Annotated in this window: 13 protein-coding genes and 1 pseudogene; 8 read left to right on the forward strand and 6 right to left on the reverse strand. The window is 72.4% G+C overall.

The window, feature by feature from the left end; all coding sequences use genetic code 11:
- Positions 1-165: 165 nt before the first annotated feature.
- A complete protein-coding gene (locus ACFVYK_RS17245; protein WP_389774338.1) occupies positions 166-534 on the reverse strand; it encodes a helix-turn-helix domain-containing protein in 369 nt (122 codons plus the stop codon).
- A complete protein-coding gene (locus ACFVYK_RS17250; RefSeq protein WP_389774341.1) occupies positions 531-779 on the reverse strand; it encodes a thiamine-binding protein in 249 nt (82 codons plus the stop codon). Before ACFVYK_RS17250 ends, ACFVYK_RS17245 begins: the two co-directional genes overlap by 4 nt.
- 603 nt (positions 780-1382) lie before the next feature.
- Between ACFVYK_RS17250 and ACFVYK_RS17255 the strand changes: the two genes are divergently transcribed.
- The 3 genes from ACFVYK_RS17255 to ACFVYK_RS17265 all read left to right on the forward strand — a co-directional run bounded on the left by ACFVYK_RS17255 (position 1383) and on the right by ACFVYK_RS17265 (position 3948).
- Positions 1383-2267: a TIM barrel protein gene (locus ACFVYK_RS17255; RefSeq protein ID WP_389774343.1), complete on the forward strand. Its 885-nt coding sequence runs from the start codon at positions 1383-1385 to the stop codon at positions 2265-2267.
- A gap of 30 nt (positions 2268-2297) precedes the next feature.
- Positions 2298-3188, forward strand: a complete 891-nt coding sequence (locus ACFVYK_RS17260; RefSeq protein ID WP_389774345.1) for a 2-hydroxy-3-oxopropionate reductase — start codon at positions 2298-2300, stop codon at positions 3186-3188.
- A gap of 508 nt (positions 3189-3696) precedes the next feature.
- Positions 3697-3948: a hypothetical protein gene (locus tag ACFVYK_RS17265; RefSeq protein WP_389774347.1), complete on the forward strand. Its 252-nt coding sequence runs from the start codon at positions 3697-3699 to the stop codon at positions 3946-3948.
- 428 nt (positions 3949-4376) lie between these two features.
- Here the strand turns inward: ACFVYK_RS17265 and gcl are convergent, their stop codons facing one another.
- Positions 4377-6161 (reverse strand): glyoxylate carboligase, encoded by a 1785-nt coding sequence (gene gcl / locus ACFVYK_RS17270; protein ID WP_389774348.1) that lies wholly within the window; start codon positions 6159-6161, stop codon positions 4377-4379.
- Between the two features lie 207 nt (positions 6162-6368).
- Between gcl and ACFVYK_RS17275 the strand changes: the two genes are divergently transcribed.
- Positions 6369-7382, forward strand: a complete 1014-nt coding sequence (locus ACFVYK_RS17275) for a hypothetical protein (protein ID WP_389774350.1) — start codon at positions 6369-6371, stop codon at positions 7380-7382.
- On the opposite strand, the gene ACFVYK_RS17280 is transcribed toward ACFVYK_RS17275, so the two are convergent.
- Positions 7379-9163, reverse strand: a complete 1785-nt coding sequence (locus ACFVYK_RS17280) for an AMP-binding protein (protein WP_389774352.1) — start codon at positions 9161-9163, stop codon at positions 7379-7381. The two genes, ACFVYK_RS17275 and ACFVYK_RS17280, sit on opposite strands and share 4 nt — an antisense overlap.
- Complete coding sequence (locus ACFVYK_RS17285) at positions 9160-10830, reverse strand: AMP-binding protein (RefSeq protein ID WP_389774354.1); 1671 nt, start codon at positions 10828-10830, stop codon at positions 9160-9162. Before ACFVYK_RS17285 ends, ACFVYK_RS17280 begins: the two co-directional genes overlap by 4 nt.
- Before the next feature lie 345 nt (positions 10831-11175).
- Between ACFVYK_RS17285 and ACFVYK_RS17290 the strand changes: the two genes are divergently transcribed.
- The 3 genes from ACFVYK_RS17290 to ACFVYK_RS17300 all read left to right on the forward strand — a co-directional run bounded on the left by ACFVYK_RS17290 (position 11176) and on the right by ACFVYK_RS17300 (position 16275).
- Positions 11176-12036 (forward strand): response regulator transcription factor, encoded by an 861-nt coding sequence (locus tag ACFVYK_RS17290; protein ID WP_389774356.1) that lies wholly within the window; start codon positions 11176-11178, stop codon positions 12034-12036.
- Between the two features lie 302 nt (positions 12037-12338).
- Positions 12339-15167: an AAA family ATPase gene (locus ACFVYK_RS17295; RefSeq protein ID WP_389774359.1), complete on the forward strand. Its 2829-nt coding sequence runs from the start codon at positions 12339-12341 to the stop codon at positions 15165-15167.
- A gap of 316 nt (positions 15168-15483) precedes the next feature.
- The gene (locus ACFVYK_RS17300) at positions 15484-16275 is read left to right on the forward strand and encodes a S1 family peptidase (protein WP_389774362.1); all 792 of its coding nucleotides are present in this window, start codon (positions 15484-15486) and stop codon (positions 16273-16275) included.
- A gap of 198 nt (positions 16276-16473) precedes the next feature.
- On the opposite strand, the pseudogene ACFVYK_RS17305 reads toward ACFVYK_RS17300, so the two are convergent.
- A pseudogene (locus ACFVYK_RS17305) lies at positions 16474-17588 on the reverse strand (winged helix DNA-binding domain-containing protein).
- Between the two features lie 195 nt (positions 17589-17783).
- Between ACFVYK_RS17305 and ACFVYK_RS17310 the strand changes: the two are divergent.
- Positions 17784-18914: a magnesium and cobalt transport protein CorA gene (locus ACFVYK_RS17310; RefSeq protein WP_389774365.1), complete on the forward strand. Its 1131-nt coding sequence runs from the start codon at positions 17784-17786 to the stop codon at positions 18912-18914.
- Positions 18915-19036 lie beyond the last annotated feature (122 nt).

The raw sequence follows: 19036 nt of genomic DNA on the forward strand, positions 1-19036 counted from the left end.
GGCCAGCTAACGCCCCCACGCGACGCCACGTCAACACTTTGTTGAAAGATTTCCTGCGGCCGGGGCGTGGCACCGTGCGGAGCCGAGCCGCGGCCGAAGCCGCGGTCAGGTCCGCGCCCGTGGGGCGCACGGCCGGTCGAGCGGCACGCGCCGACCGGCCACCGGTCAGGCGTCCTTCTCCCGGTTGAGGTAGTTGTAGACCGTGAAGCGGCTCACCCCGAGCGCGCTCGCCACGGTCTCCACGCCGTGCCGCACGGAGAAGGCGCCCCGCGCCTCCAGTATCCGCACGACCTCCTGCTTCTCCTTGCGTTCCAGGTCGGCCAGGGGTCTGCCCTTCCTGCGCTCCATGGCGGCCAGGATGTGATCGAGGGAGTCGGCGAGCTGCGGCAGCCGCACCGCGACGGACTCCACGCCCTCCCAGGTCAGGACGACGTCCTCGGCGCCGGCCTCGTCCGGCGGGAGCATCTCGCCGCCCATGGCGTCGACCAGCGGCTTCACGGCCGCGATGAAAGCCGCGTCGCCGCCGGCGCTCACCGGCTCTCCCCGACGACGTTGACCTGGAGCGAGATACGGGTGGCGCCCGCCCCGAGGGACTTGCGCAGCAGGGCGTCCACGGCGGCGAGCACCGCGTCGGCGGCGCCCTCGACGGTGTTGCCGAAGGGGCCGACGTCCACCGCGTCCAGGTCGGCCGCCTCGATCACCTCGCGGGCGACCAGCGCGTGCGCGGGCGCCTCGTCGAGGTCGAAGGGCTCGGTGGTGAACTCCACTTTCAGTCGCATCGCGCCCACACCTTCCTGAACGGGTCCGGCCGTCGACGCCCGGACCCCGACCTTAACGGACGGGACGGGCGATCACGCGGGAGTCCGGATTCCCCCTCGACCGGACAGGACGAGCGGGATTCCGGCGTCTCAGCGGGCGGGACGACGACACGACGGCGACGGGCCGCCGGTGCGACCGCGGCGGGCAGCGGCGAGGCAGCGGTGGGCAGCAGTGGGACGGCGACACGGCGACGACCGGGCGACAACCGGGCGACAACTGGGACCGGCAAGGCCTCGGAGGCCGGAGCGGCGAGCGGCGCCGAGGCAGCGGTGGGGCAGCAGTGAGACGGCGACACGGCGACGACCGGGCGACGGCTGGGACCGGCAACGCCTGGGAGGCCGGGGCGGCGGCGAGGCAGCGGTGGGGCAGCAGCGGGACGGCGACACGGCGACGACCGGGCGACGGCTGGGACCGGCAAGGCCTCGGAGGCCGGGGCGGCGGGCGGCGGCCAAGGGCGCCGCACCCCCCTTGACAAGTCCTGACCCTCGGCGGCAATCTTCCAATAAGCAGAAACTAACTTCCGCATTATGGAAACTTGCCAGGGAAGGGAGCGCGGAAACCCCATGGGATTCGAAGACCGGCGCTTCAACGTCAACCTGTCGATCCTCTTCACGGAGCTCCCGCTCCTGGAACGCCCCGCGGCTGCCGCCGCGGCCGGTTTCGGCGCGGTCGAGCTGTGGTGGCCCTGGATCGACTCCCCCACCCCCGAACCGTCCGAGCTCGACGCCCTCAAGCGGGCGATCGACGACGCGGGCGTGCAGCTCACCGGCCTCAACTTCTACGCGGGCCGACTACCGGGCCCGGACCGCGGCGCCCTGTCGGTGCCCGGCGAGGAGTCCGAGCGGTTCCGCGCCAACATCGACGTGGCCGCCGACTTCGCCCGGTCCGTCGGCTGCCGGGCCCTCAACGCCCTCTACGGCAACCGCGTCGAGGGCGTCGACCCGGCCGAGCAGGACGCGCTCGCGCTGGAGAACCTGGTCCTCGCGGCCCGTGCCGCCCATCGGATCGGCGCCATTTTGCTGATCGAGGCGCTGAACCGGCCCGAGTCGCCGCTGTACCCCCTGGTGAGCGCGCCCGCCGCGGTCGGGATCGTCGACAAGGTCAACGCGGCGACCGGACTGGGCAACGCGTGGTTCCTGATGGACCTCTACCACCTGTCCATGAACGGCGAGGACCTGCCGTCGGTGATCGAGCGCCACGCCTCGAAGACCGGCCATGTGCAGATCGCCGACAACCCGGGCCGCGGCGCCCCGGGCACGGGAACGCTCCCGCTGGAGGATCTCCTCGATCTGCTCGCGAAGGCGGGTTACGACGGCTGGGTCGGCCTGGAGTACAAGCCGGGCGACCGGCCCAGCGCCGAGTCCTTCGCATGGCTGCCCCGCGAAGCCCGCGCCGTCCGTGGACCCCGCGGCGCCGGTGAAGCCGACGCCGCCCGTGAAGCCCGCTGACCACACCCCCGCACCGAGAGGCATCCCGACATGAGCAGTCTCCCCAAGGTCGCCTGGATAGGCCTCGGCATCATGGGCTCCCCGATGTCCGAGAACCTGATCAAGGCGGGCTACGACGTCACCGGCTTCACCCTGGAGCAGGACAAGCTGGACCGCCTCAGCGCCGCCGGCGGCACCCCGGCGGCCTCCGTCGCGGACGCCGTGCGGGACGCCGACGTCGTGATCACCATGGTGCCCGCCTCCCCCCAGGTCGAGGCGATCGCCTACGGCCCCGACGGCATCCTCGAGAACGCGAGGCCCGGCGCGCTGCTGATCGACATGTCCTCCATCACCCCGCAGACCTCGGTCGACCTGGCGAGGGCGGCGGCGGACCGCGGCATCCGGGTGCTGGACGCCCCGGTGTCCGGCGGTGAGGCCGGCGCGATCGAGGCCGTGCTGTCCATCATGGTCGGCGGCGACCAGGCCGACTTCGACCGGGCCGAGCCGATCTTCGACGCCCTCGGCAGGACCGTCGTCCTGTGCGGTCCGCACGGTTCGGGGCAGACCGTGAAGGCGGCCAACCAGTTGATCGTCGCCGTGAACATCCAGGCGTGCGCCGAGGCCGTGGTCTTCCTGGAGAAGTCGGGCGTGCACCTGAAGGCGGCGCTGGACGTCCTGAACGGCGGTCTCGCCGGCTCCACCGTGCTAACGCGCAAGAGGGACAACTTCCTCACCCGCGACTTCGAGCCCGGCTTCCGCATCGACCTGCACCACAAGGACATGGGCATCGTCACGGACGCCGCCCGCAACGTCGGCGCGGCCCTGCCCGTCGGCGCGGTGGTCGCCCAGCTGGTCGCGAGCCTGCGCGCGCAGGGTGACGGCGGGCTGGATCACTCGGCACTGCTGCGGGCCGTGGAGCGGCTCTCCGGCGCGCACGTCTGACCCGCGCCCTCCCAGACTTCCGGGCGGCGGCGTCGCCGACACCATTTCGTCGCGCCCAGGCGACGACGCCGCCCGGAACCCAAGAAGCCCGGAAACAGCAGCAGCGGCGGAACTTCTTCAACCGCCGGAAACGGCTTTCGGCGGCTTTCTGTTTCGCAAGCGGTTTCGACCGCACAAGCGGCCCGCACCACAGGGACGGCCCGGATGAGGGGTGGCCGATCCGAGGAGTGCGGGTCCGGTGAGGACCGCGGCGGCGTGTGAGCCGGTGCGGTGGTGAAGGACCCGAGCCGCCCATCTCGACCTGCGGGAAGGCGCGCCCGGTTCCGTCGTACCCGCCGCGGTCCCCGCCCCACCGAGCCCGTCCGGCGGCGCGAACGTCCTGTCGCGCCCAGCCTCGCGCCGTCGGACGGCCACGACCCTCGCAGCGCTCCCCCGTCGGCCCCACCGACGGCGGGAGCCGCACGCGTTCCGAGGTGCGGACGAGGCCCGTCCGCAGGAGGCTGGGGGCATGGCCGATCCGACGCGAGCTGAGCACATCGTGGTCCATCCCCCGGCGCTGGACGGTTCCCGCCGGGTCACCTCGGGTGACGCGGTCCTCGGGGTCGCCTCCCACCTCGACGACGTCGTGGAGATCCTGCGTCTGGCCGACCTGGACCGGATCGAGGTGGAGGAGAGCGACCTCATCGACTGGCAGGGCGGCGGCCCCGACGACTGGCCCGGCCTGTCGGAGGAGCACGACCTGCTCCCGGGGGAACGCTAGAAGCCCCGTTGCCACGGCGGCAGCACATGTGGCCACGGCAGAAGGGCGCGTCGCCACGGCAGAAGGCACGTGGCCACGACAGAAAGGCGCGTGGCCACGGCAGAAAGGCACGTCGTAACTACAGAGCAGAAAGGCGCGTCGTAACTACAGAAACGCGCGTCGTAACTGCAGAAACGCGCCTGTGACGGCAGACGCGCCGAGCCCGGTCCGCGCGCTGCGCAGAGGCCCGGTCATCGCATCCGCCGGCCCCGGGTCGGCGCCCCAACCTCAAATCAACCTCTGAACGTCGCTCAGGGGGCTCCAACCGCCCCCGGAGTAGGGCACATTGTCCTCACGCGGAGCTCGCCGGCACGGGGGCGGCGGGCCCCGCGCGGGGGATGCACAGAAACACGGAAGGGGCGGCCCGGGTGGGCCGCCCCATCCGGGCGTCAGACCCGCAGCGCCCTGAGCGACGTCGGAGCGTGTGCCGGGGCGGTGGCGAGTTCCTCGAACTCCACGACGTCGCCGATGTCGTTGGTGCCGCTCATCGAGATGTTGGTGACGCGTTCCAGGATCGCCTCGACGACCACCGGCACCCGATACTCGGCGGCCAGCTTCTTCGCCTCCTCGAAGGCCGCGCCCAGTTCGGCGGGGTCCGTCACCCGGATCGCCTTGCAGCCGAGGCCCTCGGCGACCTTGACGTGGTCGACGCCGTACACGCCCAGCTCGGGCGAGTTGATGTTCTCGAATTCCAGCTTGACCTGGAAGTCCATGTCGAACGCCCGCTGCGCCTGGCGGATCAGGCCCAGGTAGGAGTTGTTGACGAGGACGTGGACGTACGGGATCTTGTGCTGCGCGCCGACCGCCAGCTCCTCGATCATGAACTGGAAGTCGTAGTCCCCGGAAAGGGCGACGACCTGCGCCTGGGGGTCGGCCTTGGCGACGCCGAGCGCCGCCGGGATCGTCCAGCCGAGGGGCCCGGCCTGGCCGCAGTTGATCCAGTGCCGCGGCCGGTATACGTGCAGCATCTGCGCGCCGGCGATCTGCGAGAGGCCGATGGTGGTGACGTACCGGGTCTCCGGGCCGAAGGCCTTGTTCATCTCCTCGTAGACCCGCTGCGGCTTGATCGGGATGTCGTCGAAGTGCGTACGGCGCTGGAGCGTGGCCTTCTTCTCCTGGGCGGCGGCCGCCCACGCGGACCGGTCGGGAAGGACGCCGGACGCCTTCGACTCCCGCGCCGCCTCCACGAACAGCCGCAGAGCCGCCTTCGCGTCCGAGGCGATCCCGTAGTCCGGGGCGAAGATCCTGCCGATCTGGGTGGGCTCGACGTCGACGTGCACGAAGGCGCGGCCCGCGGTGTAGACGTCGACGCGGCCGGTGTGGCGGTTGGCCCAGCGGTTGCCGATGCCGAGGACGAAGTCGGACTCCAGGAACGTCGCGTTGCCGTAGCGGTGCGAGGTCTGCAGGCCCACCATGCCGGCGTTCAGCTCGTGGTCGTCGGGGATCGCGCCCCAGCCCATCAGGGTCGGGATGACCGGAATGCCCGTCAACTCGGCGAACTCCAGAAGGAGTTCCGAGGCGTCGGCCGAGATGACACCGCCGCCTGCGACGATCAGCGGCCGCTCCGAGGCGTTCAGCATGCGGATCGCCTTGTCTATCTGCGCACGCGTCGCGGCCGGCTTGTAGACGGGCAGCGGCTCGTAGGTGTCCGGGTCGAACTCGATCTCCGTCTGCTGGACGTCGACCGGGAGGTCGATCAGCACCGGTCCGGGCCGCCCCGAGCGCATCAGATGGAAGGCCTGCTGGAACACTCCGGGGACCTGCGCCGCCTCCAGGACGGTGACCGCCATCTTGGTCACCGGCCTGGCGATGGAGGCGATGTCGACGGCCTGGAAGTCCTCCTTGTGGATCACGGCGGTCGGCGCCTGGCCCGTGATGCACAGGATCGGGATCGAGTCGCCGAGGGCGGAGTACAGCCCGGTGATCATGTCGGTGCCGGCCGGCCCGGAGGTGCCGATGCAGACGCCGATGCTGCCCGGGCGCGTGCGGGTGTAGCCCTCGGCCATGTGTGAGGCGCCCTCGACATGGCGGGCGAGGGTGTGGTCGACGCCGCCGGAGGCCCCCAGCGCCGCGTAGAACGGGTTGATCGCCGCGCCGGGGACACCGAACACGCTGGTGACGCCCTCGCGCTTGAGGATCTCGACTGCCGCGCGGGCAGCGGTCATACGAGCCATGGAGTACTCCTGCTTCGACTGCTTCAGCTGTCGGATTCGCTCTCCCGTCGCGCCCCGCGGTGAGCCCTTCCTACGGATTCCACTGATTTCCGCGTTCCTGTTTCCGTATTGCGGAAAATCTTTTCTACTATCTGGAAGAAATGTAGGTGGGCGCGCAAAGGTCGTCAAGAGACGGACAGGCGGGGGCCGAAGGAGGACGATGGGGCCATGTCCGAGAGCGTGCCGGTGCGCTGCCCGGCCTGCCGGCGCGAGCGCCTCTACACCGCTCCGTCCTATCCGTGTGCGTGCGGCTCCCCCGTCACGCCGGTGCTCGACCGGCGAACGGCGCCGACGGCCGTCGCACACCGGGCGTGGGACGACGAGTGGATCGTCCTGGGCTGCCGCGCCTGCGGCCGCCGCGCCCAGTGGCCCCAGCCCGAACTGGGCTGCGCCTGCGGTCAGGTGCTGCGGGTCCCGGTGACCGACCGCCCGACCGAACCCGAACCGGAACCGGCGCCCGAAGCGGAGCGCGAGCCGGAACGCACCCCAGAGCCGGAGCACAGACATGAACCGGGGGCGGAGCCCGCCCGCGAGCGAACGTCCGACCGGGAGCAAGCGTCCGACCGGGACACGAAGGCCGAGCGGGAAACGAAGGCTGAGCGGGGGGCGGAGCCCGGACGGGCGGCGGAGCCTGAGCCGGGGTCGGATGACGAGCCGGGGTCGGTGCCCGGGCTGGAGACGGAGCCCGGGACGGAGAAAGCGGCTTCGGGCGCGGCACCGCGGCGGCGGGCCTTCCGGCCCGTCGCCATCCGTAACGCCCGGGACGCGGTGACGGACGCCGCGCTGTATCTGACCTGGCTGGGGCACGGGGACATCCGGCGGGCCGACCAGCGGCCCACCTCCGGCGTCGGTCTCGCCGCCCGAGGACTCCTCGCCCAGGTGGACCCGAGTGTGCACCCGGCCTCGCTGCGGGACGTGGAGTGCCTGTGGCTGACGGCCATGACGGAGTCGGCCGAGTGCGTCTACTTCTCCCTCGCCGGTTACGCCGACGACGCCCGGGCCCGCGCCGACCAGCTGTGCGTGCCGCTGTTCGTGCTGGACCTCACCGGCGCCCCGCAGCCGGTCAACGCGACGGCCGACGCCCTCGCCGCCGGAGACGCCCGGGAGTCCCGGGACAGCCGGGGCGACCGGGGCGGCCGGGGCATGCGCGGCACCGGACGACGGCCGCCGCGGGAGTCCTAGAGGGCGTACCTCTCGCGCAGCTCGATCTTGCGCACCTTCCCCGAGACCGTCATCGGGAAGGCGTCCAGGATCTGCAGTCTGCTCGGGATCTTGTAGTGCGCCAGCCGGCCCTCGCAGTACGCGCGCAGTTCCTCCAGGGTCAGGGGGTCCGCCGCGTCGCCCGGGATCACGCAGGCGAGGACCTCCTCTCCGTACTTCTCGTGCGGCACTCCGACGACCTGGACGTCCCTGATCTTCGGGTGGCTGTAGAGGAACTCCTCGATCTCGCGCGGGTAGACGTTCTCCCCGCCTCTGATGATCATGTCCTTGATGCGCCCGACGATCTCCACGTAACCGTCTTCCCGCATCACCGCCAGGTCCCCGGTGTGCATCCAGCGTCCGGCGTCGATCACCTCGGCGGTCTTCTCGGGCTCGTTCCAGTAACCGAGCATCACGCTGTATCCGCGGGTGCACAGTTCGCCGGGGACGCCGCGCGGCTGGGTCACCCCGTCCACGGGGTCCACGACCTTCACCTCGATGTGCGGCAGCACGCTGCCCACGGTGCCGGTGCGGTGCTCCAGGTCGTCGTCCCGGCGGGTCTGGGTGGACACGGGCGAGGTCTCGGTCATGCCGTAACAGATCGACACCTGCGCCATGTTCATCTCGGCGACCACGCGCTTCATCACCTCGGCCGGACAGGGCGAGCCCGCCATGATGCCGGTGCGCAGCGAGGAGAGGTCGTAGGCGGCGAAGTCGGGCAGGTTCAACTCCGCGATGAACATGGTCGGGACGCCGTACAGGGATGTGCACCGCTCCTGCTGCACCGCCTCCAGCGTGGCCTTCGGGTCGAAGGACGGCGCCGGGATGACGACGCAGGCTCCGTGCGAGGTGGCCGCGAGGTTTCCCATCACCATGCCGAAGCAGTGGTAGAAGGGCACCGGAACGCAGATCCGGTCGCGCTCGCTGTAGGCGATCGACTCCCCCACGAAGTAACCGTTGTTGAGAATGTTGTGGTGGGAGAGGGTGGCCCCTTTGGGGAAGCCCGTGGTTCCCGACGTGTACTGGATGTTGATGGGGTCGTCGAAGGACAGCTCGCTGTGGCGCGTCCAGAGGTCCTCGTGCAGGTCGGGCGTTCCGCGCCGGAGCAGCGCGTCCCAGCTCGGATCCCCGAAGTAAACGGTTTCGCGCAGTTGCGGGCACCTGCGGCGCACCTGCTCGACCATCGCCCGGTAGTCGCTCGACTTGTGGTTGAGCGAGGCGAACAGCACGGAGATCCCGGCCTGGTTCAGGACGTACTCGACCTCGTGGGTGCGGTAGGCGGGGTTGATGTTCACCATGATCGCGCCGATGCGGGCAGTGGCGTACTGCACGAGCACCCACTCGGGGCAGTTGACCGCCCAGATGCCCACCCGGTCGCCCTTGGCGACTCCGCTCGCGAGCAGCGCGCAGGCCAGGCGGTCGACGTCCGCGGCGAACGCGGCGTACGTCCAGCGCCGGCCGGAGACGACGTCGACCAGGGCCTCGCGGTCCGGCCAGGCGGCCACCGCCCGGTCCAGGTTGGCGCCGATGGTGTCCCCGAGCAGACAGGTCGGACTCGTCCCGTGGGCGTACGCCGAGCCGAGCCCGGGCCTGGCCGACTCGCCGGCCGCCGGGCCCGTCCCCGGCCCGGGTCCCGGCCCCGGGGCGGCAGACGCATCCGCCGCGGGGGGCGCCGACGCATCCGCTGCGGGGGTCGCGGACATCGCGGGCGTGTCCTGACCGGGGTGGGAACCGCTTTCCGGTGTGGACGGCGAGCCGCTCATCGGAAGTCCTCCTCGCGGTACTCGTTCGCCGAGCCGGCCGCCGTGGCCTCGCGCAGCTCGATCCGGCGGATCTTGCCGCTGACCGTCTTGGGCAGGGGGGCGAACTCCAGGCGTCGGAGCCGCTTGTAGGGGGCCAGGACCTCGCGCGAGTGCTCGAACAGCGCCTTAGCGGTGTCGGGACCCGGCTCCCAGCCCTCGGCGAGGACGACGTACGCCTTGGGCACGGCGAGGCGCAGCTCGTCCGGAGCGGGGACGACGGCCGCCTCGGCGACCGCCTCGTGTTCCAGCAACGCGCTCTCCAGCTCGAATGGGCTGATCTTGTAGTCGGAGGCCTTGAAGACGTCGTCGGCCCGTCCGACGTAGGTGAGGTAACCGTTTTCGTCCCGGCTGCCGATGTCCCCGGTGCGGTAATAACCGCCGGCCATGGCCTCCGCCGTACGGTCGGCGTCGCCGTGGTAGCCGGTCATCAGGCCGACCGGACGGGCGGACAGGTCCAGCGCGATCTCGCCCTCCTGCGCGCCCGGTGCGCCGGAGACGGGGTCCAGGAGTTCCACCCGGTAGCCCGGGCTCGGCCGGCCCATGGAGCCGGTCTTCAGTTCCTGGCCGGGGCTGTTGGCGATCTGGACGGCCGTCTCGGTCTGCCCGAAGCCGTCCCGGACGGTGACGCCCCAGGCGCGCCGCACCTGCTCGATGACCTCGGGATTGAGGGGCTCGCCCGCGGCGACGGCCTCGCGGGGCGGGGTGCGCAGCTGGGTGAGGTCGGCCTGGATGAGCATGCGCCAGACGGTGGGCGGGGCGCAGAACGTCGTCACGCCCGCCCGGTCCATCTCCGCCATCAGACGGGACGGGTCGAAGCGGGTGTAGTTGTGGATGAAAACGGTTGCTTCGGCGTTCCAGGGGGCGAAGAGATTGGACCAGGCGTGCTTGGCCCAGCCGGGCGAGGAGATGTTGAGGTGCACGTCGTGGGGCTTGAGCCCGATCCAGTACATGGTGGCCAGATGCCCGACCGGGTACGAGATGTGGGTGTGCTCGACCAGCTTGGGACGGGCGGTCGTGCCGGACGTGAAGTAGAGCATGAGCGGATCGTCGGCGAGGGTGGCTCCGTCGGGCGTGAAGTCGGCCGACGCGCTGTAAGCGTCTTCGTAACGGTGCCAGCCCTCGGGTGCGCCGCCGACCGCGATACGGGTGTAGTCGCCGGGGACCGCGTCGAACTTGCCGGCGTCCTGTGAGCGGACCAGGACGTGCCGGACCCGGCCGCGTTCCACGCGGTCGGCGAGGTCCGCGGGTCCCAGCAGCGGGGTGGCGGGAATGACGACGGCGCGCAGCTTCATGGCGGCCAGCGCGGTCTCCCACAGTTCCGCCTGGTTGCCGAGCATGACGAGGATCCGGTCCTCGGCGGCGACCCCGCGTGCGCGCAGCCAGTTCGCGGCCCGGTCGGAGCGCTCCGACAGCTCGGCGAAGCTGAGACGCGTTTCGCAACCGTCTTCTTCGACGATGTGCAGGGCCGTGCGCCCGTTGCCCTCGGCGATGGTGTCGAACCAGTCCAGGGCCCAGTTGAAGCGCTCCGGCCGGGGCCACTCGAAACGCTCGTAGGCGGTGGTGTAGTCCTCGCGGTGCTCCAGCAGGAAGTCGCGGGCTGCACGGAAGGACTCCGTCGCCGTCGTCATCCGTCCTCCTTGCTCTCCGGTTGCTCTCTGGTTTCTCTCTTGTTGCTGATGCTGCTCGTCTTGCTCTCTTGTTGCTGATGCTGCTCGTGTTGCTCGCTCGCTGCTGATGTTGCTCGTGTTGCTCGCTCGTTGCTGATGTTGCTCGTGTTGCTCGCTCGTTGCTGATGCTGCTCTCGGGCTCGTCGGCTTCGGTGCGGCGCTCGACAGCGGCGTGTCCCTGCGGCACACTCCCGTGGCGCCGGACCATTGCCGTGCGGCTCTCTGCCATCGTGTAATCCGTGATGCAGGTCTCACTACCCCCGAACGGGGGGGTGCGGCGCGACGCCGCGCGGAAAGGGCGACAACGTGGCAGCAGACGCGGCCGGAACGGCTCAGATCGGCGGGGCGCTGGTGCGGCTGCGGCGTGCGACCGGACTGCCGGTCGCCTTCGGCGGGCTGATGGAGCCGGGGCGGCCGAGGATGCGGATCAGCGAGTTCAGCGGGGCGGCCGGGCTCGCCCTGCGCGGGCTGGCCGTGACGTCGGGCAACGGGCTGGGCGGCAAGGCGGTCGCGCTGGCCCGCCCGTGCGCGGTGAGCGACTACTCGCTGTCCCGGCAGATCAGTCACGAGTACGACGCGGCCGTCGCCGAGGAGGGGCTGCGGTCGGTGCTGGCGATCCCGGTGGTGGTGCGGCGCCGGGTGCGCGGAGTGCTGTATGGGGCCCTGCGCACGGCCCAGCCGCTCGGTGAGCGCACGTTGACCGCGGCCGTGCAGGCCGCGCGGGACGTGGAGCACGCGCTGGTGGTCGAGGACGAGGCGCGCGAGCTGATGGCGGTGGCCGAGGCGCGCGCGGCGGCCGCCGGGAACGGCCGGGCCGGCGCGGCGACGGCCGGCTGGGAGCAGGTGCGCGAGGCGCACGCCGCGCTGCGCGCCCTCGCCCCGCGGATCGCCGACCCGGTACTGCGCGCGGAGCTGCTGGACGCCTGCGGGCTGCTCGCCCCGGGGGCGCCGCGGGAGACGGCGGGGCAGCCGGTCGTCCTGGCGCCGCGCGAGCTGGACGTGCTGGCGTGCGTGGCGGCGGGGGCGACGAACGCGGCGGCCGCCGAGCGGCTGGGGCTGCGCGCCGAGACGGTCAAGGGGTATCTCAGGTCGGCGATGCGCAGGCTGGGCGCGCGCACGCGGGGAGAGGCGGTGGTCGTGGCCCGCAGGGCGGGTCTGCTGCCGTAGCGTGCGACGGCGTCGCACCCGGCGGGAGGCGGCGTACCCCACGGGAGGCATCGCACCCCGCGGAAGGCGGCGCACCCCACGGGAGGCGGCGCTTGCCCGCCCGCGGTGTCTGCCCGGCTGGCACCGGCGAGGAGCGATCACATCAAGCCAGGGAGCCCCCTCACGACAAGCGATTATTCACTCAGCGTCGTCATGAATTTCCCTATACGTCACGTTGTTATATCCCTCACCACCCCATGCCTCCGAATTTCAATGGGTCGACGCCTAGAATTTGGCCCGGACACGACACTCGGAGGGGAGCGGTGACCGTGCGACGGGACTTCAAGGAGCCTGCCAGCTGCCGCCCCGACCTGGTCATCGGCAGGGACGAGCTGTACGCGGCCGCACGCGAGCAGCTGACGCGGGGCGGCAGTGTGCTGCTGCACGGCCCGGCCGGAATAGGAAAGTCGACCGTGCTGCGGGCATTGGCCGCGGATTACGGCGACGCGGGGCGCACCGTGCTGCGCTGCTCCGCCACCGAGTCCGAATCGCATCTCCCCTTCCTGGCCCTGGCCGATCTGCTCGGGCTGGTCCTCGACCAGATCTCGGACAAGCTGCCCGCCGCCCAGCGCACCGCCCTGGAGTCGGCGCTGACCGGCCGCGGCGAATCGACTCTGCAGCGCGACGGCCTCGCCCTGCGGCTGGCCGTCCTGTCGGCGCTGCGCGCGCTGGCCGCGACGCGCCCGGTCCTGCTCGTCGCCGACGACCTGCAGTGGCTGGACTCGGCCAGCGCCGAACTCCTCGGCTTCGCCGCGCGCCGTCTCGGCGACACCCCCGTCCAGCTGCTGTGCGCGGTGCGGACGGACGGCCAGGAGTACGACCGCCATCTACGCGCGTCCCCGCCCGACACCCTCGCCGTCCGCCTCAACCCGCTCTCCCGCGCACAGGTCTCCGCGCTGCTCGATCACCGCGGCTACACCGACCTGCCCCGCTCGACGATGCGGGAGATCCACCGCACCAGCGGCGGCAACCCCCTCTTCGCCCTGGAACTGGGCCGCGCTCTCGGCGAGAGCCCGACGCCGCCCCGGCCGGGCGAGCCGCTGCCGGTGCCGACCTCGCTGCGCGCCCTGGTCCTCAGCCGCCTCGACATGCTGTCCGCCGAGGCCCGGCGCACCCTGCTGGTGGCCAGCGCGGGCGCCCGCCCCACGCTGGCCCTGCTGCACGCGGCCGGCCGGGAGAACGCCGAGGCCGAGACCGCCCGGGCCGCCGAGCTCGGGCTGCTGACGACCGAGCCCGAGGGGCCGGCCGTGCGCTTCGCGCACCCGCTGATCTCCGCGGCGCTGTACGCCGAGGCCCCCGCGCAGGAGCGCCGGGCCGCGCACGCCGCGCTGTCCACCGCCGCCTCCGACCCGATCGAGCGGGCCCGCAACCTCGCCCTGGCCACCACCGGCACCGACCCCGAGGTCGCCGCCCGGCTCGCCGAGGCAGCCGCGCTGGCCCGCGACCGGGGCGCGCCCGCGGTCGCCGCCTCGCTCGGGCTGCTCGCCGCCCGGCACACCCCGCCGGACGGCACGCCCGCCCCCGACCGGCACCGCCTCCAGGCCGCCGAGGACGCGATCACGGCCGGCGAGGTCGACCTCGCCCGGGACATCGCGCGCGAGGTGCTGACCCGGGCCACGGTGCCAGCCGACCGGATCCGCGCCTGGGAGGTGGTCATCGAGGCCGCCGGGCAGGCGCTCGGCGACGTGGACGCCGTCTTCCCGCAGGCCCTGGCCGACGCCGGCGACGACCCTCGGCTGCTCGCCCTCGTCCACTACCACCTCGCCTGGCGCAAGCTGATCGTCGAGGGGGACTTCTCCGAGGCGCGGCAGGAGGCGGCGCACGCGGCGGAACTCGCCGCGCGCGGCGACGACCGGCGCACCGAGCTGATGGCGCTGTCCTTCCAGTCGTCCACCGAGACCCTGATGGGCCATCCGAACGCGCCCGCGACCATCAAGCAGGCGATGAAGGAGCCGCAGGACCCGTACGTGGCCTGCCATCACAACGGCGTCGGCGCGGCCAGGTTCCGCTGGCTGATGATGAGCGACCAGCTGGCCGAGGCCCGTTCGACCATCACCGCGCTGCTGCGCGAGGTGCGCCGGCGCGGCATGGTCGAGAGCGAGGTGCACTTCCAGCGTTTCCTCGCCGAGACCGAGCTGCGCTCCGGGCACTGCGGACGCGCCCTCGACCTGGCCCGCGACAGCCTGCGGCTGGCCCGCGACTCGGGCATCGGCCTGGGGGCCTCCGCGATGCTGGCCTCCCTCGCCGAGGCCTCCGGCGGCGACGTCGACCGGGCGCTGGAGCTGGCCCGGGAAGCGGCGGGGCGCGCCGAGGAGGACGGCGACCAGATGTACCTCTCGCGCGCCCTGGCCGCGTTGGGTCACGCCCAGTTGGTGGCCGGGGACGCGGCGGGCGCGGTCGGCTCGCTGCGCCGGGTGCGGGAGCTGGAGGCCGGTCTGCGCATCACCGACCCGGCGCGCGGCCGCTGGCAGGGAGACCTCGCCGAGGCGCTGGTACGGGTCGGCGAGGCGGGTGAGGCGCAGGACGTCATCGACGTGACGCGCGAGCACGCGCTGCGGCTGGACCGGGAGAGCGTGCTGGCCGTGCTGGACCGGTCGGAGGCGATGGTGCGGGCGGCGCTCGGCGACCACGAGGCGGCGCTGTCCCGGCTGACGTCCGTTCAGGACCGGCTCGGCAAGCTGGGGTACGGGCTGGAGGAGGCGCGGGCGGCGTTCGCGCTGGCCCGGCTGCGCACCCTGCGTCCCGGGACGGGACCGGGACCGACGTCGTACGACGAGGCGGCGCGGCTGTTCCGGCGGTGCCGGGCGCTGCCCTGGCTGCGTCAGGTGGACCAGGCCGCCGCGCAGGCCGCGGCAGGGCCGGTCGCCGCCGTCCGGCAGCAGCCGCCGTCCGACGTGCTGGAGGGGCTGGCCTCGATGGAGCGTCAGGTCGCCGCTCTCGTGATGGAGGGCGCGACCAACCGGGAGATCGCCGCGCGCCTGTTCATCAGCGTCAAGACGGTCGAGGCGACCCTGACCCGGGTCTACCGCAAGCTGGGGATCCGCTCGCGGGTGGACATCGTCCGTCTGGCCGCCGGACGTCACGCGAAGTGAGGAATCCGCGGGACAACGCTCCCGCAGCGGCTACCTACCCCTAGTGGGTTTCTCCTGGGGTGCGCGCCGCGTGCGGCGGTTCCACCGAGCGGTTCCGGGGCGGCGGCCGTTGCCCCGGCCGTGGGTTTCCCGGCGGGACCGAGGGTTTTCCCTGCCCCAACTCCCTTAGGGGGTTCCCTCATTGGGGGGAGCGGCAGCCGAGCCCTAGCGTAAGGGACGTGCCGCTCGCCCGGGCACACGGGGGTCGGTCCCGCGACCCTCGTGCTTCCCCCACACCCGCGCGACCCCCCACCGGCCATCTCCATCGAGGAGTTCCATGCTCGGGCTCAACCGCGTGAAGAAGACCGCCGCCGTCGTCGCGGCGACCGCCGCCGCGGCGGCGAGCGCCCTGCTCGGCGCCCCCACCGCCGTCGCGGCGCCGCAGCCGATCGTCGGGGGAACGACGACCACGACCACGGCGTACCCGTTCATGATGCAGATCACCGACGCCTCGCAGAACCAGTTCTGCGGCGGCACGCTCGTCTCGGCGACCAAGGTGGTCACGGCCGCGCACTGCATGGTGGGCGAGACCACGAGCAGCGTGCGTGTCGTCGGGGGGCGCACCTACCTGAGCGGCACCAACGGCACGGTCAGCCGGGTGAGCAGGATCTGGATCAACCCGGACTACACGGACGCCACCAACGGCGACGACGTGGCCGTCCTGACCCTGTCGACGTCGATGCCGTACACCGCGGCGTCCTACGTCTCCCCGTCCCAGACCGGGGTGTACGCGGCCGGCGCCACCGCCCGCATCCTCGGCTGGGGCACCACCTCGGAGAACGGCGGCTCCTCCAACCAGCTGCGGACCGCGACCGTCCCGATCGTGTCCGACTCCAGCTGCAAGAGCTCCTACGGTTCGGACTTCGTCCAGACCGACATGGTTTGCGCCGGATACACATCCGGCGGCACAGACACCTGCCAGGGCGACAGCGGCGGTCCCCTGCTCATCGGGGGCGTCCTGGCAGGGATCACTTCTTGGGGCGAGGGCTGCGCGGAGGCCGGTTACCCGGGTGTGTACACCCGGCTGACCACCTTCTCCAGCCTGGTGACCGCGCAGGTCACCTCCTAGCCGGCGCACGGCTGAGCCCGAAGATCTCCTGAGGAGCCCTCACCCCCGAGGGCCCTCGGGGAACGATCAGGGGGCGCTGCGAGCCTCCACGAGCGGCCCGCAGCGCCTCCTCTCCACAGCCCCCGCCGGCCCCCCGGTGGGGTCCTTCCCAAGCCCCCGCCGGCCCCGGTGGGGGCTTCGCGCGTGCCGCCCGCGCCTTCAGGAACCGGCGGCCGTCACCCGGCCGAAGCGGATGTCGCGGGACTCCCCCGGATGCATGACGGCCAGCATCCGCTCGCCCTCCGCGAGGACGTCCCGGCGCTGCGCCCGGGTCAGGGCGGTGAAGGGCTCGACGACCAGGGCGTCCGGCTCCGGCTTCCACACCCCGGCCAGGAAGCCGTCGACGAGGAGGGTCCGATGGGCCTGGTTGCCCTGGCGGCTGCGGCTCCGGTGCTCGGGCGGGATCACCCGCGCGCGGTCGGCGTGCGAGAGGAGCAGGTTGTCGAACTCGGGGAGGAAGCGCGGTGGGGCCGGGGTGTCGGGGTGGGGGCGGGGGCGTCGGGCAGGTCGAGGAGTTCGGCGCCCTGTTCGTCGCGGAAGACGAGCAGCCGGGGGCGCAGCCGTTCGAAGGCGCCGCGCAGCCGGGTCAGTCCGGCCCAGGTCTGCATGTCCTTGACGGAGGCCGGGCCGAAGGCGGCCAGGTAGCGCAGGACGACGTCGTCCGGGGCGGGGGCGGGCTCGGCCGGGCGGCCGAGCCAGCGCTCGGCGGTGGTGAGCGCCACCTGTCCGCTCCTGCCCCACAGTCCGCGCGGGGTGACCTGCACCAGGGGCAGCCGGCACCGGGCGGCGACGGCGAGGGACTGCGGGTCGGCCGCGGGCCACTCGGCGAGGAGCGCCTCGCGCAGTTGCCCCATGGTGCGCGGCTCGGCCTCCACGAGGTCGCGGGCGAGGGAGGCGAGCCGGTCCAGGTCGACTCCGGCGAGGCCCTTGCGGAACTGGGTCAGCTCACGGTCGCGGGCGCTCTGCACGAACGGGCGCAGGGTCAGGCAGTCGTCGGCGGTATGGGTGTGGATGGTGGAGCGCATGCTGACGATGCGGACGACCTCGCGGTCGGCCATGAGGGCCGACAGCGCCTCCGGGACGAAGCCGTCGAGGCGGGCGGCGAGCGCGTAGTAGGGGGGTTTGACGTTCTGCGCCTGCAGACCGAGCAGGTGCCGCACGGCGGCCCCGGCCGACAGGGCCGAGCGACGCAGCAGCAGCTGCCGGTCGAGGGTGGCACGGTTGAGTGCACGCGCGTCGAGCACGGGGGCCGCCGAGAGCGTCGTCTTCGCCATGGACGCAAACTAGCCGTCATCGGGGACAGTTCCTGGCCTACAGTGCCGCCGCGGTGGCGCGACGGCCGGCCCGGGCCTTTCGCGGCGACGCCGTATGCCCCCTATATCCTGCTTGGTGACCGGCCTGCTCGGTGATCGGCCGACGTGGGACGACCTCCGCACGACCGCAGTCTCGTCGACCGAGAGGCAGCCGCGATGCCCGAGCGACCCAGGAAGCCCGTCTGGCGCCGCACCCCGCCCGCGCCCCAGCCGGGGTCGCGGCCGCCCCGGACGCCCCGGACGCCGTCCGCGCACCGGTCCGAGGCGGCCGGCGTCGTCGAGGCCGTCCTGTACCGGGACGGCGTCCGGGTCGTCGCCCCGGCCACGCTCGCGGAGACCTACGGGGCGCTGCGCGAGCAGCCGGCGGGCATGGCCTGGATCGGGCTGGCCCGTCCCACGGCGGACGAACTGCATTCCCTGGCCGCCGAGTTCGACCTGCACCCGCTCGCCGTCGAGGACGCCAAGGAAGCCCACCAGCGGCCGAAGCTGGAGCGCTACGGCGACACCCTGTTCGTCGTCCTGCGGGCGGCCCGCTACCTGGACGCCTCCGAGGAGATCGACTTCGCCGAGCTGCACGTCTTCGTGGGCCCCGACTTCGTGATCACCGTCCGCCACGGCGCGGCGCCCGACCTGTCGGCGGTGCGCCGCCGCATGGAGGAGACCCCGGAGCTGCTCAAGCTGGGCCCCGAGGCGGTCCTGTACGCGATCCTGGACGCGGTGGTCGACGGCTACGTGCCGGTGGTGTCGGGCGTCCAGAACGACATCGACGAGATCGAGACCGAGGTCTTCCGCGGCGACCCGGAGGTCTCCCGCCGCATCTACGAACTCTCCCGCGAGATGGTCGAGTTCCAGCGCGCCACCCGCCCGCTGGTCGGCATGCTGCACGGTCTGATGGCCGGGTTCTCCAAATACGGCACGGACGACGAGCTCCAGCGCTACCTGCGCGACGTCGCCGACCACGTGACGCACACCAGCGAACGCGTCGACGGCTTCCGCCTGGCGCTCACCGAGATCCTCACGGTGAACGCGACCCTCGTCACCCAGCAGCAGAACGCGGAGATGCGGGCGCTGGCGGAGGCGGGGTTCGAACAGAACGAGGAGGTCAAGAAGATCTCGTCCTGGGCGGCGATCCTGTTCGCGCCGACGCTGGTCGGAACGATCTACGGGATGAACTTCACCCACATGCCGGAGCTGCGCTGGGTCTTCGGCTACCCCTTCGCCATCGCCCTGATGGCGGTGGTGTGCACCGGCCTGTACTTCATCTTCAAGCGGCGGGACTGGCTCTGACTCAAGCGGCGGGACTGGCTCTGAGCGACCGGGCCCGGGCAGCGGCCGGACCGACGCCCTCGGCGGATCAACCCACAGACGGGTCCGGTCCGGTCACGGGCGGGTCCGGTCACGGACGGGTC

It is taken from the genome of Streptomyces sp. NPDC058291 (assembly GCF_042880855.1).
Classification (GTDB): domain Bacteria; phylum Actinomycetota; class Actinomycetes; order Streptomycetales; family Streptomycetaceae; genus Streptomyces.